Below are 12,841 nucleotides of genomic sequence, written 5' to 3'. Positions count from 1 at the left end.
TGGGTTTTCCAGTGCGCCAGGCGGCGCGATCCCGGTTACAGGGCATGCACAGATACCCCGAACTGACGCGCGATTGTAGCACGTTCCCGCGTTTTCGCAGGCGCGGCATCGCCGTGGCCGCCGGCCCGCGGCGGCGGCGCCAGGAAAAAAGGGCTCACGCCTTGCGGCGTAAGCCCTTGATCCCTCTACCTAAAACAGCTTGCAAATATGGTCGGAGCGATAGGATTCGAACCTACGACCCTCTGATCCCAAATCAGATGCGCTACCAGGCTGCGCTACGCTCCGGAACCGGCGATTCTATCCCGACACGTCACCCCCGGTCAAATGGAGCCTGCAGGCGCCGCAAGTGGCGTGCGCGGCGCCGCCCGGTACCCCGCTTCAGGCGGGATCGCATTTGGCTTGACTTGAGACGGCGCGCTGACATAATCCGCACACCGCAACGGTCCGACCCGGCGATTCGCGCCTGGCATTGCTGTGCCCACCCGGACCAGGTCCCACTATCACAACTATGGCGTGCCACCCCCGCTTGCGACGCGGGCGGCCGGACATTGCCTGAGCCATCCCCTCGCCATCGATGCCTGCGCGTCGGGGGCCGATGGGCTGCCGGACCCGCGGAAACCATAAGGACGGCTGTTCGCAGGCCGCAATAGAAAGGCTGGCAGGTGCGTGCGGAGCACCGGAAGTGCCTTTGTGAACGGGAATAAAGATGTTTCAGTCGCAGGTGGTAGTGCTGATCGCAGCGTTGTTCGCGCTGCAGATGGCGATCGTCTGTGCCGTGTTGCGGCGCTCGGCCGGTATGGAGCGCAGCGGGCTCACGTCGTGGGCGCTCGGCGATCTGGTCGTGACCGTGGCCGCAGGGCTGCTGGCCGTCCATGCCTACCGGCCCGGCTGGCCGCTGGCCGCCGCGCCGGAGCTGGCGCTGACGCTCGGCCTGTCGATGATGGTCCACGGTACGCGCCATTTTGTTGGCAAGCCCGGGCGGGCCGCGGTGCTCATGGTGCTGAACCTGCCGGGCCTGGTCGGGCTGGGGCTGCATGCCGGCCTGGGCATGGCTGGCGTCGCGCCGCAGGCGCTGCCGCCCATCCTGGCCGACGTGGCGTCGCCCGGCGCCGTGGCCGGGCTGATGCTGGCCGCGTCGGTCATCCAGATGCTGCTGTTGCTGGAGATGATCCGCGTCACGCTGCCGCGCCTGCCGCTCAAGCGGGGCACCGGGCGGCTGGCCGTGCTGTCGCTGACGCTGGTGGCGCTGGCCTGCACGGTCATCGCCGCCGCGCAGGCCTGGGCGCCGCTTTCGACGCTGGTCGACGGCCACCCGCTGCTGGCGCCGGACGAGCGGGACAGCATCACGCTCTGCTTCGTGTTCGGCGTGGTGGGCCTGTCGGTCAGCTTTGCGCTGATGGCGCACGACCGGCTGCGCCGCATCATCGAACGCCGGGCCCGGCACGACGACCTGACCGACGTGCTGTCGCGCGGCGCCTTCTGGGAAGAACTGGAGGACGCCTGCAAGCAGGCCGAGCGCCAGCGCGCGCCGTTCACCGTGGCGTTCATCGACCTGGACCACTTCAAGGCCATCAACGACCTGTACGGGCACCTGGCCGGCGATAGCGTGCTGCGCCACTTTGCCGGCCTGCTGCGCAAGGCAGCGCCGGCGCGGGCCGTGATCGGCCGGCTGGGCGGCGAGGAATTCGCGATCGCCATGCCCGACACGACGCTGGAAACCGGCCGCGCCATCAGCGTGCGGCTGAGCGCGATGGTCCGGTCCACGCCGTGCCCATCGGAGCCGGACGCCATCGCGTACACGGTCAGCATCGGCATGGCCGAGCGCCAGCCCGGCGAGAACGCCGACGCGATGATGCGCCGCGCCGACCGCGCACTCTACGACGCCAAGCAGATGGGCCGTAACTGCGTGTCGTCGCACGACGCCGCCGAGGCCGTCGGCATGCCGCGCCGGCCGCGCGTGCGCGAGCGCGAGCCGTCCTGAGCCCGGCCCCAGGGGCGCACCCTGGGGCGGCTGATGCCAATTTCGTGGATTTCCGATTCAAGCCCGCGTCCGGCGGTGCTAAAGATGGCGCGGGTCAACTACACGCGCCACGCGCGAATATCCATGGACATCATCCGACCGGAACACGCCGCCGACCAGCCGCGGCGGATTCAGCAGAACATTCCTGGGGCGACCTCGATCTCGATCCTGCGGCGCGTGCATGATTCGCGCTACGCCACGCGCTATTTCGTCGGCGACGGGCTCGACGTGGGCGGCGGCATCGACTCCATCGCGCTCTTTGCCGAAATGTTTCCCGCCATGCGCCATGTCTTCGTCTTCGACAGGCAGCATGGCGACGCCCAGTACCTGGAACGGGTGCCCGACGCCTCGTTCGATTTCGTCTACTCGTCGCACTGCCTGGAGCATGTGGTGGACCCGTCCGTGGCCATCCGCCACTGGATTCGCGTGGTCAAGCCGGGCGGCTACCTGGTGATCCAGGTGCCCGACGAGGACCTGTACGAGCAGGGCCACTGGCCATCGCGCTTCAACTCCGACCACAAGCACACGTTCACGATGTTCAAGATGCGGTCGTGGTCGCCGGTGTCGATCAACGTGCTCGACTTCGTCCGCGCGATCTCCGACGCGGTCACGCCGCTGTCGATCTTCCGCGTCGACATCGGCGTGCGGCCGAGCCTGCTGGACGGCAGCTTCGACCAGACGCGCACGCCGTCGGCCGAGTGTGCCATCGAGTTCATCCTGCAGAAACACCCGGCATAGCGGCGCCGCCGGCGTTCCCCTGGCGCAGGCGCTGCGGTAGAATGCCTGCCTTGCCGCCATGGCAAGGCAGGCCCCGCCCGTGGGCATGGTTATCCGCCCTTAGCTCAGTTGGATAGAGCACTCGCCTTCTAAGCGAGCGGTCAGAGGTTCGAATCCTCTAGGGCGGGCCAGCTTTCTTTCCTTTCTTCCTTTTTTCCCCTCTTTCCCCTCTTTCCCGGCTTGCCCGCCGCCCTTGGTGCCGCCCTTGTCAGGCCGCCGCCAGCAGGTCCGCCGCGCGCTCGGCGATCATGATCGTCGGCGCGTTGGTGTTGCCGCCGATCAACGTCGGCATGACCGACGCATCGACCACGCGCAGCGCTTGCACGCCCCGCACGCGCAGTTGCGGATCGACCACCGCCATCGCGTCGACGCCCATCTTGCAGGTGCCCACGGGGTGGTAGATGGTGTCGGCGTGGTTGCGGATGAAGTCGCGGATGGCTGCGTCATCGCCATCGCCGTCGCCCAGCAGGTCCCGCAGCGGATCGGTGCCGCCGGCGTCGGCCAGCGGCGCCTGCGCGAAGATTCGGCGCATCAGCCGCACGCCGGCCACCATGCCGTCCAGGTCCGCCGGTGCCGACAAAAAGCGCGGGTCGATCAGCGGCGCCTCGCGCATGTCCGCCGACCGCAGTTGCACCGTGCCCCGGCTCTCGGGACGCAGCACGCATGCGTGGCACGAATAGCCATGCCCCGGCCGGCCGTTGCGCAACACGTTGGAGTTGCCCAGCAGCGCGGGCGCGAAGTGGAGCTGCAGGTCAGGCGCGTCCAGCCCGGGCCGGGTCTTGACGAACGCGCCGGCCTCGGCCACCGGCGAGGCCAGCATGCCCGTGCGGCGCCAGCGATAGCGCATGACCTCGCCGGCCATCCGCGCCACGCCGCGCAGCGAGTAGCCGTAGAGGTGCCATGACGCCACCGGCTTGCCGATGATGATGTCCAGGTGGTCCTGCAGGTTCTGGCCGACGCCCGGCAGGTCGTGCACCACGTCCACCCCAACGCTGCGCAGATGATCGGCCGGGCCGATGCCCGAGGCCATCAGCAACTGCGGCGAATGGAACGCGCCGCTGCTGACGATGACCTCCCGCCGCGCGTAGAGCGTCCGCGTCTGGCCGCCTTGCGATACCGCCACGCCCACCGCCCGCTTGCCCTCGAAGACGATGCGCAGCGCCTGGGTGCCGGTCATCACGCAGAGGTTCTGGCGGCCGCCGTTGTGGCCTGCGTCGCCCCGGTTGCCGCGATGCAGGTAGGCGCGCGCCGCGTTCCAGCGTTCGCCGTTGAACTGCGTGGCCTGATAGAGGCCCACGCCTTCCTGCTCCGGCCCGTTGAAGTCGTCGTTGACCGACAGCCCGGCCTGGGCGGCGGCCTGCACAAAGCGCCGCGAGAACGGGTTGGGCGTGCGCAGGTCGCTCACGTGCAGCGGGCCGCTGCCGCCGTGCCAGGCGTCGTCGCGGCCGGCGTTGCGCTGGTTGCATTCGCTGCGGCGGAAGTAGGGCAGCACGTCGTCGTAGCCCCAGCCCTCGCAGCCAAGCGCGGCCCAGCGGTCGTAGTCGGAGCGATGGCCGCGCACGTAGAGCATCGCGTTGATCGACGAACTGCCGCCCAGCCCCCGGCCGCGCGGCTGGTACGACTCGCGGCCGTTGAGGCCGGCCTGCGGCACCGTGCGCAGGCCGTAGTTGCGCGGGCCGGGGTTGGGCACGGTCCGGGCGATGGCAAGCGGCGTCCAGACGCTCGGGTGGTGGTCGTCGGGCCCGGTTTCGAGCAGGGCCACCGAGAGGTCCGGCCGGTCCGCCAGCCGTCCGGCCAGCGCGCAGCCGGCCGAGCCGGCGCCAACGATGATGTAGTCGAAATGGGTGGGGCCCATGGTGTCTGTCTCCGTCCGCGAGGGGTCTTATTGTTGTGGGACGCTGCGCGGCGTCACGATGGCGAAGTTGCTGTCAAACGTGTCCAGCATGCCGAACAAGCCTGACACGGCCTGCGGATTGCCGTCTATCCGGATGGCTCCCGACTGCGTCGCCTGCGGCAGCGTGAGCTGCTTGAGGCTGATCTGGTCCAGCGTCGCCTTGGTCAGCGTGACCGTGGCGGTGGGCTGGGCGTGCTGGGCCTCGGCCACGTAGGTCAGCGCGCTGTTGCGCAGCGTCATCGCGTAGCGCTGCTTCAGGTCGGTGAACTGCCAGTTCAGCGTCAGCGTCTTGCCGGCGGCCTTGTCGGCGTTCAGGCGCACGGCCAGGAAATCGAAGAAGTTCGGTACGGTCAGCGCCCGCACCATGTCCGACGAACTGGTGGCGCCCTTGCTGGGCCGGGCCACGCCGTCGCGCAGTTCCTGGGCGCCGGTCAGGTAGATGTTGCGCCAGGTGGCGTTCTCGCTCTGGTAGCCAAGCTGCTCCAGCGCGTCGGCCTGCAGCGCCCGCGCGGCCGCGTTCGACGGGTCCGCGAAGACCAGCTCGTTGCCGATCTGGCTGACCCAGCGGTATTCGCCGCGCGCGTAGGCGTCGCGCAGCCGGGCCAGCACGGCGTCGGGGCCGCCCATCCATTCGATCGTCTTGCGGGCGGCCTGCACCGGCGGCAGCGGATTCAGGTGGGCCGGGTTGCCGTCGTAGAAGCCCAGGTAGCGCTGGTAGACGGCGCGCACGTTGTGGCTGACCGAGCCGTAGTAGTCGCGCGCATACCATTTGCTGGCCAGCGGCTGGGGCAGCGTCCTGAGCTGGTCGGCAATCTCCAGCGGCGTGTAGCCCTGGTTCATCAGGCGCAGCGTCTGGTCGTTCAGGTAGGCGTACATGTCGCGCTGGTCGGACAGCAGTTCGACGATGCGGGCGCGGCCCCAGGTGGGCCAGTGGTGCTGGCCGATCAGCACGTCGGTGCGCTCGCCGTAGCGCAGCAGCGCCTGCGCCAGGAAGTACGACCATCCCTTGGCATCGCGCACCTGCGCGCCGCGCAGCGTCAGCACGTTGTGCTGGGTGCGCACCGCGTTCTCGGCGATGCAGAGCGTGCGGAACTGCGGCAGGTAGACGTTCATCTCCGCCGGGGCCTCGGTGCCGGGCGTGAGCTGGAACTCGACGTCGACGCCATCGATGCGGCGCACCTCCACCGGCCGGGTGACCAGCGAGGTGGGCGCCAGCAGCGTCATCGTGCCGCGCGCGGTGCCCTTGCCCAGGCCGGTATCCACCTGGCCCGTGGCGCTGCGCGGCAGCTGCGTGCCGTACATGTACTGCGCCCGCCGGCTCATGGCGCTGCCGGCCAGCACGTTCTCGCTGACCGCCTCCTCCATGAAGCCATGGGGCGCGATGATGTCCACCTTGCCGGACTTGACGTCGGCCTCGTCGACAATGCCGCGCACGCCGCCGAAATGGTCGATGTGGCTGTGGGTGTAGATCACGGTCACGATCGGCTTGCGCGGGCGGTGCGCGTAGTAGAGATCCAGCGACGCGCGGGCGGTCTCGGCGGTGAGCAGGGTGTCGATGACGATCAGCCCGGTGTCGCCTTCGATGATGTTCATGTTCGCCAGGTCGGCGCCGCGGATCTGGTACACGCGGTCCGTCACCTTGAACAGGCCGGCCTCGTTGTTGAGTTGCGCCAGCCGCCACAGGCTGGGGTTGACCGTGGGCGGGGCGTCGCCCGACTCGAACGCGTAGGCGTCGAAGTCCCAGGCCGGGGTGCCGTCGGCGGCCGGGATCGACCGCTGCGGAAAGCGCGCCACCAGCCCGCGCTGGGCATCGGCGTAGTCGGCGCGGTCCGAGAACGGCGGGCGCTGCAGCCATTCGGCATTCGACTGGGCCGTGAGCGGCGTGGCCGGCCCGGGCGCGGCCAGCGCGGCGGACATCGTCAGGGTGGTGGCAACCAGCATGGCAGTGCGGGCAAGGCGCATGGCGAATTGGCTCATCTAAGGAGGGAAGCGTCTATTGGATGCGCGCCGCACCTATAATTCAATTGCAAATTATCTATCGCAGACATGCGCAAGGTGCATATATGAATCTGAGGCGGCTGGAGCATCTGGTGGCGGTGGTGGAAGAGGGCTCGCTGGCGGCCGCCGCGCGGCGCGTGCACCTGAGCCAGCCCGCGCTGACGCGCAGCATCCAGGCGCTGGAGGAAGAAGCCGGCGCGGTACTGTTCGACCGTGGCGCGCGCGGCGTGACGCTGACGGCCGTGGGCCGGATGGTGGCCGAGCGGGCGCGCCGCATCCTGTTCGAGTCGAAATGCCTGGCACGCGATCTGGCGCTGGTGCGGCAGCACGAGATCGGCAGCGTGCAGATCGGGCTCGGCGCGTTTCCGGCGGCCATCCTGCTGCCTGAACTGCTGTGCCAGTTGCACCGCCAGTGGCCCAAGCTGCGGATCGCCACCGAGGTCAGCCATCCGGTGGCGTTGCTGGACGCGCTGCACGCGGAGCAGGTCGATTTCGTCGTGATCGAGCACGGCACGGTGCCGACGGCCGCCGAGCTGGAGGTGGAACGGCTGCCGCCCGGGCCGGGCGGGGTGTTCGTCCGCACCGGGCATCCGCTGGCGGCCGGGCCGGTGGATCTGGCCACGCTGCGCGCGTCGGCGCTGGTTTCGGTCGTATTTCCGCCAGAAACGCACGAACGGCTGCGCAAGCTGCTGCGCTGCAAGCCTGGCGAGGACATGCCGTTCCAGGTCGAAAGCAACGATTTCCGCGCGCTGACCCACCTGGTGCGGCACGCCGACGCACTGCTGCTGGCGCCCGCCCGGGCCGTGCGCGACGAGGTGGAGGCGGGGCGGCTGGTGGCGCTGGATATCCCCGAACTGCCGGCCGTGACGATGCAGTTCGCCATCGTCCGGCTGGCCCAGCGCACGCTGTCGCCGGCCGCGGCGCGTGCCGTGGCGGTGCTCCAGGCCGTGGCGCAGGCATGAAAAAAGGCGTCCCGCTGGGGACGCCTTGGCAAACCAGGCCGGTAAGGCTTACTCGTCGACCGCCGTGCCGACGATGTTGTAGCCGCCGTCGACGTAGGTGATCTCGCCGGTCACGCCGCTGGACAGGTCCGACAGCAGGAAGGCGGCCACGTTGCCCACTTCCTCGATCGTCACGTTGCGGCGCATCGGGGCCACGTCCTCGAAATGCTTGAGCAGGCGGCCGAAGTCCTTGATGCCCGAGGCGGCCAGCGTCTTGATCGGGCCGGCCGAGATGCCGTTGGCGCGGATGCCGCGCGGGCCCACCGCCGACGCCAGGTAGCGCACGCTGGCTTCCAGCGACGCCTTGGCCAGGCCCATCGTGTTGTAGTTCGGCACCACGCGCTCGGCGCCCAGGTAGGTCAGCGTCAGCAGCGATGCCTTGTCGTTGAGCAACGGCAGGGCGGCCTTGGCCAGCGCGGGAAAGCTGTAGGCGGAGATGTCGTGGGCGATGCGGAAGCCCTCGCGCGACAGCCCTTCCAGGAAGTCGCCGGCAATGGCTTCACGCGGGGCAAAGCCGATCGAATGCACCAGACCGTCGAATTTTTCCCAGCGCTGCCCCAATGCGGCGAACGTGGCGGCGATCTGCTCGTCGCTGCCGACGTCGCATTCGTAGATCATGTCGGAGCCGAATTCCTTGGCGAAGTCCGTGATGCGGTCCTTGAATCGCTCGCCGACGTAGGTAAAGGCCAGCTCGGCGCCTTCGCGCTTGCAGGCCGAGGCGATGCCGTAGGCGATGGAACGGTTCGAAAGCAAGCCCGTGATCAGGATCCGCTTACCTGCCAGAAATCCCATAGTTTCTCCAAGATCGTTTTGTGAGGACGGGCATGCTTCGTGCACAGGCCCGTGTCCGGTGCACGGCGGGCACATTGGCCCGCAGTTTGTTGCGCCGCGTAAAGGGAATGTCCGGATGGCTGGGCGCCACCCGAACGCATGTAAAATTGTCGCACAACTTCGCCCGGCCACAAGCCGCCGGGCTGTCTCGGGCATTGTGGAGGTCTGCAACCGGATGCTGATTCACGCACGTTGGCCGCGTCTGGCGGCAGGGCAGTGCTTCCGTCGACGCGCGGTAGTGCAATGGGCGCTGGCACTGTCATTCGTGCTGGCTTGGGGTTTTCCCGCAGCGGGGCATGCCGCGCACGGCTTTGCGCTGCACGGCGACCTGAAGTATCCGGCGGACTTTGCCAATTTCGACTACGTCAACCCGAACGCCCCGATGGGCGGCACGCTGACGCTGGCCAACCCCGACCGCCGCACCAGCTTCGACAAGTTCAACCCGTTCACGCTCAAGGGCACGTCCGCGCCGGGCCTGACCTCGCTGATGTTCGAGACGCTGCTGATCAGCAGCGCCGACGAGTCGGCCAGCGCCTACGGCCTGCTGGCCAACGACGTGACCGTGGCGCCGGACAGGCTGTCGGTTACCTTCCACATCCGCCCGGAGGCGCGCTTCGTCAACGGCGACCCGGTGCTGGCGTCCGACGTCAAGTATTCGTACGACATGCTGATGAGCAAGGCCGCCAGCCCCGGCTACCGCAGCATGTGTACCGACGTGAAGGGCGTGGTGGTGACCGGCGAACGCTCGATCCGGTTTGACTTCAAGCAACGCAACGCCGAATTGCCGCTGATCGTCGGCCAACTGCCCGTGTTCTCGAAAAAATGGACCGCCAAGGTGCCGTTCGAGAAGCTGACCTTCGAGGCGCCGATCACCAGCGGCCCGTACAAGATCGAGCGCTACGACGCCGGCCGCGGCATCGTGTTCCAGCGCGACCCCAACTACTGGGGCAAGAACCTCAACGTCCGGCGCGGCACGTTCAACTTCGGGCGGGTGGTCTACCGGCTCTACAAGGACGAGACGGCCAAGCTGGAGGCGTACAAGGCGGGCGAGTTCGACGCCATCGTCGAGTACCGGTCGAAGAACTGGGCCAAGAGCTACGTCGGCACGCGCTTCCGCGACGGGGCGCTGATCAAGACCGAATTCCCGCACCGCAATGGCGCCGGCATGCAGGGCTTCGTGATGAACATGCGCAAGCCGATGTTCCAGGACGTGCGCGTGCGCCGGGCGCTGATCCTGGCGCTCGACTTCGAATGGCTGAATCGTCAGTTGTTCTACGGCGCCTACAAACGGCTCGATAGCTGGTTCTCGAACAGCGACCTGGCCGCCAGCGCCACGTTCGACGGCAAGCCGGGCGCCGGCGAGCTGAAGCTGCTGGACCCGCTGCGCAGCCAGCTGCCGCCCGAGGTATTCGGCGCCGAGGTGGTGCAGCCCAGCACCAATCCGCCGCGCTCGCTGCGCGACAACCTGCGCGAGGCCCGCCGCCTGCTGGCCCAGGCCGGCTGGACCTACGACGACGGCGCGCTGCGCAACGCCAAGGGCGAGGCGATGGTGTTCGAGTTCCTGGACGACGGCGGCGCCATGAGCCGCGTGATCACGGCCTACGTGCGCAACCTGGAAAAGCTCGGCATCCAGGTGCACCAGCGCACCACCGACTTCGCGCTGTACCAGAAGCGGCTGGAAGACTTCGATTTCGACATGGTGTCGATCCGCTTCCCGGACTCGCAGAGCCCGGGCAACGAACTGCGCGACCGGTTCTCGTCCGAGGCGGCCACCACGCCGGGGTCCGACAACCTGTTCGGCGTGAAGTCGCCGGCCATCGACAAGCTCGTGGACGCCGTGCTGCACGCCGAAAGCCGCGAGGAACTGGTGACCGCCGGCCGGGCGCTGGACCGCGTGCTGATGCATGGCTACTACATCGTGCCGAACTGGTACAGTGCCTTCCACCGTGTGTCGTACCGCAAGGAGCTCGGCTATCCGACGCGCCTGCCGTACTACTACACCGCCGAGGGCTGGATCCTGTCGAGCTGGTGGCGCCGCGACCTGGCGCCGAAGACTCAGTAATCCAGTCACCCGCACCCCTTACGGACGGCCAATGCTCGCCTATCTGCTCAAGCGCATCCTGCTGATGATCCCGACGCTGGTCGGGGTGGTGACGCTGACCTTCGTCGTGATCCAGTTCGTGCCCGGCGGCCCGGTCGAGCAGATGATGCTCGAAATGAAAGGCCGCGGCGGCGCCGGCGAGGCCAGCGGCGGCGGGGCGGAATACCGCGGCCGGCGCGGCGTGGACCCCGAGAAGATCAAGGAGATCCAGGCGCTCTACGGCTTCGACAAGCCGCCGCTGGAGCGCTACCTGATGATGCTCAAGCGGTTTGCCCAGTTCGACCTGGGCCAGAGCTACTTCCAGCACCGCAGCGTCTGGGAGCTGGTCAAGTCGAAGCTGCCGGTGTCGGTCAGCCTGGGGCTCTGGACGTTCTTCCTGACCTACCTGATATCGGTGCCGCTGGGCATTTCCAAGGCGATCCGGGCAGGCAGCCGGTTCGACGTCATCAGCAGCATGATCGTGCTGGTGGGCTACGCCATTCCCGGCTTCGTGCTGGGCGTGCTGCTGCTGGTGCTGTTCGGCGGGGGCACGTTCGTCCAGTGGTTCCCGCTGCGCGGGCTGACGTCCGACGACTGGGAGCAGCTTTCGCTGATGGGCAAGGTGATGGATTACCTGTGGCATCTGGTGCTGCCGATCACCGCGTCGGTCGTCGGCAGCTTCGCGGTGGTGACGATGCTGACCAAGAACGCGTTCCTGGAGGAAATCCGCAAGCAGTACGTGCTGACCGCCCGCGCCAAGGGGCTGTCCGAGCGGCGGGTGCTCTGGAAGCACGTGTTCCGCAACGCGCTGATCCCGCTGGTCACCGGCTTTCCGGCCGCGTTCATCGGCGCGTTCTTCACCGGGTCGCTGCTGATCGAGACGCTGTTCTCGCTCGACGGCCTGGGCCTGCTGTCCTATGAAGCCGTGCTGCGCCGCGACTACCCGGTGGTGCTGGGCACGCTGTACCTGTTTACGCTGATCGGGCTGGTCACGCGCCTGATCTCGGACGTTTGCTACGTGATGGTCGATCCGCGCATTCATTTCGAGGGGATGCACCGATGAGATTCGGCCCCAAGCACGCCGTGGCGGGCAACGGCCTGCCGCATTCCCTGTCGCCGCGCCAGCGCGCGTGGCAGCGCTTCCGGCGCAACCGGCTGGGCTACTGGAGCCTGGTGCTGTTCGTGATCCTGTTCGTGCTCAGCATGGGCGCCGAGTTGCTGTCCAGCGACCGCCCGCTGGTGGTGCGCTACAAGGGCGAGTACTACTTCCCGATCGTCAAGATCTACCCGGAGACGACGTTCGACGGCGACTTTCCCACGCGCACGGACTATCTGGACCCGTTCATCCGCGACCGCATCACGTCGAATGGCAATTTCGCCATTTTCCCGCCCAACCGGTACTCGTACGATTCCATCAACTACTTCGCCAAGGAGCCGAACCCGGCGCCGCCATCGGCCGACAACTGGCTTGGCACCGACGACCGGGGCCGCGACGTGCTGGCGCGCCTGCTGTACGGCTTTCGGGTGTCGGTGCTGTTCGGGCTGGCGCTGACCGTGATCGGGGTGCTGATCGGCACGCTGACCGGCGCGCTGATGGGCTTCTTTGGCGGGCGCTTCGACCTGGTGTCGCAGCGGGCCATCGAGATCTGGAGCTCGATGCCCGAGCTGTACCTGCTGATCATCTTCGCATCGATCTTCGAGCCGAGCCTGGCGCTGCTGATCATCCTGCTGTCGCTGTTCGGCTGGATGGGGCTGTCGGACTACGTGCGGGCCGAGTTCTACCGCAACCGGTCGCTGGACTACGTCAAGGCGGCGCGGGCACTGGGTTTGTCGAACGTCCAGATCATGTGGCGCCACATCCTGCCCAACAGCCTGACGCCGGTCATCACGTTCCTGCCGTTCCGCATGAGCGCGGCCATCCTGGCGCTGACCAGCCTCGATTTCCTGGGGCTGGGCGTGCCGCCGACGACCCCGAGCCTGGGCGAGCTGCTGGCCCAGGGCAAGGGCAACCTGGACGCGTGGTGGATCTCGCTGTCCACGTTCGCCGTGCTGGTGGTGACGCTGCTGCTGCTGACCTTCATGGGCGACGCGCTGCGCGACGCCTTCGACACGCGCCTGGGGCTGGCCCAGTTGCGCGGCCGCGTGGAGCCGAAGGTACCGGCCGGCGGCACCGCCGCGGAGGCCACGCCATGAGCACTGCCACCCCGATGACGCCGCCCACGCCCGTCTTCCCGGACCCG

9 protein-coding genes and 2 tRNA genes are annotated in these 12,841 nt (G+C 68.0%); 7 read left to right on the top strand and 4 right to left on the bottom strand.

What is annotated here, in order from left to right; genetic code table 11:
• Positions 1 to 208 precede the first annotated feature (208 nt).
• A tRNA-Pro gene (locus tag EPAKOI_RS09985) sits at positions 209 to 285 on the bottom strand.
• A 421-nt stretch (positions 286 to 706) separates the two neighbouring features.
• On the opposite strand from EPAKOI_RS09985, the gene EPAKOI_RS09980 reads away from it, so the two are divergent.
• The 3 genes from EPAKOI_RS09980 (at position 707) to EPAKOI_RS09970 (ending at position 2,928) form a co-directional block, all read left to right on the top strand.
• Positions 707 to 1,981, top strand: a complete 1,275-nt coding sequence (locus tag EPAKOI_RS09980) for a diguanylate cyclase (protein ID WP_423192124.1) — start codon at positions 707 to 709, stop codon at positions 1,979 to 1,981.
• Between the two features lie 123 nt (positions 1,982 to 2,104).
• A complete protein-coding gene (locus EPAKOI_RS09975; protein WP_124683925.1) occupies positions 2,105 to 2,758 on the top strand; it encodes a class I SAM-dependent methyltransferase in 654 nt (217 codons plus the stop codon).
• 93 nt (positions 2,759 to 2,851) lie between these two features.
• Positions 2,852 to 2,928, top strand: a tRNA-Arg gene (locus tag EPAKOI_RS09970).
• A 77-nt stretch (positions 2,929 to 3,005) separates the two neighbouring features.
• Here the strand turns inward: EPAKOI_RS09970 and EPAKOI_RS09965 are convergent.
• Positions 3,006 to 4,652 carry a GMC family oxidoreductase gene (locus EPAKOI_RS09965; RefSeq protein WP_423192123.1) on the bottom strand — a complete coding sequence of 549 codons (1,647 nt, stop codon included), beginning with the start codon at positions 4,650 to 4,652 and terminating at the stop codon, positions 3,006 to 3,008.
• Positions 4,653 to 4,679: 27 nt separating this feature from the next.
• Complete coding sequence (locus EPAKOI_RS09960) at positions 4,680 to 6,653, bottom strand: alkyl/aryl-sulfatase (RefSeq protein WP_423192122.1); 1,974 nt, start codon at positions 6,651 to 6,653, stop codon at positions 4,680 to 4,682.
• 101 nt (positions 6,654 to 6,754) lie between these two features.
• On the opposite strand from EPAKOI_RS09960, the gene EPAKOI_RS09955 reads away from it, so the two are divergent.
• Positions 6,755 to 7,651 carry a LysR family transcriptional regulator gene (locus EPAKOI_RS09955; RefSeq protein ID WP_124683928.1) on the top strand — a complete coding sequence of 299 codons (897 nt, stop codon included), beginning with the start codon at positions 6,755 to 6,757 and terminating at the stop codon, positions 7,649 to 7,651.
• Positions 7,652 to 7,699: 48 nt separating this feature from the next.
• Here the strand turns inward: EPAKOI_RS09955 and fabI are convergent, their stop codons facing one another.
• Positions 7,700 to 8,482, bottom strand: coding sequence for an enoyl-ACP reductase FabI (fabI, locus tag EPAKOI_RS09950; protein ID WP_124683929.1), 783 nt, complete (start codon positions 8,480 to 8,482; stop codon positions 7,700 to 7,702).
• Positions 8,483 to 8,696: 214 nt separating this feature from the next.
• On the opposite strand from fabI, the gene EPAKOI_RS09945 reads away from it, so the two are divergent.
• Genes EPAKOI_RS09945 through EPAKOI_RS09935 form a run of 3 tightly spaced genes read left to right on the top strand, consistent with a single transcriptional unit; the run spans position 8,697 to position 12,794 of the window.
• Positions 8,697 to 10,583, top strand: coding sequence for an extracellular solute-binding protein (locus EPAKOI_RS09945; RefSeq protein WP_423192121.1), 1,887 nt, complete (start codon positions 8,697 to 8,699; stop codon positions 10,581 to 10,583).
• Between the two features lie 31 nt (positions 10,584 to 10,614).
• Positions 10,615 to 11,664, top strand: a complete 1,050-nt coding sequence (locus tag EPAKOI_RS09940) for a microcin C ABC transporter permease YejB (RefSeq protein WP_124683931.1) — start codon at positions 10,615 to 10,617, stop codon at positions 11,662 to 11,664.
• Entirely contained in the window at positions 11,661 to 12,794 is a 1,134-nt protein-coding gene (locus EPAKOI_RS09935; protein WP_423192120.1) for an ABC transporter permease, read from the top strand. Before EPAKOI_RS09940 ends, EPAKOI_RS09935 begins: the two co-directional genes overlap by 4 nt.
• Positions 12,795 to 12,841 lie beyond the last annotated feature (47 nt).

Source organism: Cupriavidus sp. H18C2, from assembly GCF_049393795.1.
Classification (GTDB): Bacteria; Pseudomonadota; Gammaproteobacteria; order Burkholderiales; family Burkholderiaceae; genus Cupriavidus; species Cupriavidus pauculus_C.
The sequence above is the reverse complement of the archived record's forward strand: the minus strand, read 5'-3'. Positions and strand labels throughout refer to the sequence as shown.

Excerpts from the sequence above, each read along its gene's own strand:
- EPAKOI_RS09980 (WP_423192124.1), top strand. The coding sequence starts at position 707 with ATGTTTCAGTCGCAGGTGGTAGTGCTGATCGCAGCGTTGTTCGCGCTG.
- EPAKOI_RS09975 (WP_124683925.1), top strand. The coding sequence starts at position 2,105 with ATGGACATCATCCGACCGGAACACGCCGCCGACCAGCCGCGGCGGATT.
- EPAKOI_RS09965 (WP_423192123.1), bottom strand. The coding sequence starts at position 4,652 with ATGGGCCCCACCCATTTCGACTACATCATCGTTGGCGCCGGCTCGGCC.
- EPAKOI_RS09960 (WP_423192122.1), bottom strand. The coding sequence starts at position 6,653 with ATGCGCCTTGCCCGCACTGCCATGCTGGTTGCCACCACCCTGACGATG.
- EPAKOI_RS09955 (WP_124683928.1), top strand. The coding sequence starts at position 6,755 with ATGAATCTGAGGCGGCTGGAGCATCTGGTGGCGGTGGTGGAAGAGGGC.
- fabI (WP_124683929.1), bottom strand. The coding sequence starts at position 8,482 with ATGGGATTTCTGGCAGGTAAGCGGATCCTGATCACGGGCTTGCTTTCG.
- EPAKOI_RS09945 (WP_423192121.1), top strand. The coding sequence starts at position 8,697 with ATGCTGATTCACGCACGTTGGCCGCGTCTGGCGGCAGGGCAGTGCTTC.
- EPAKOI_RS09940 (WP_124683931.1), top strand. The coding sequence starts at position 10,615 with ATGCTCGCCTATCTGCTCAAGCGCATCCTGCTGATGATCCCGACGCTG.
- EPAKOI_RS09935 (WP_423192120.1), top strand. The coding sequence starts at position 11,661 with ATGAGATTCGGCCCCAAGCACGCCGTGGCGGGCAACGGCCTGCCGCAT.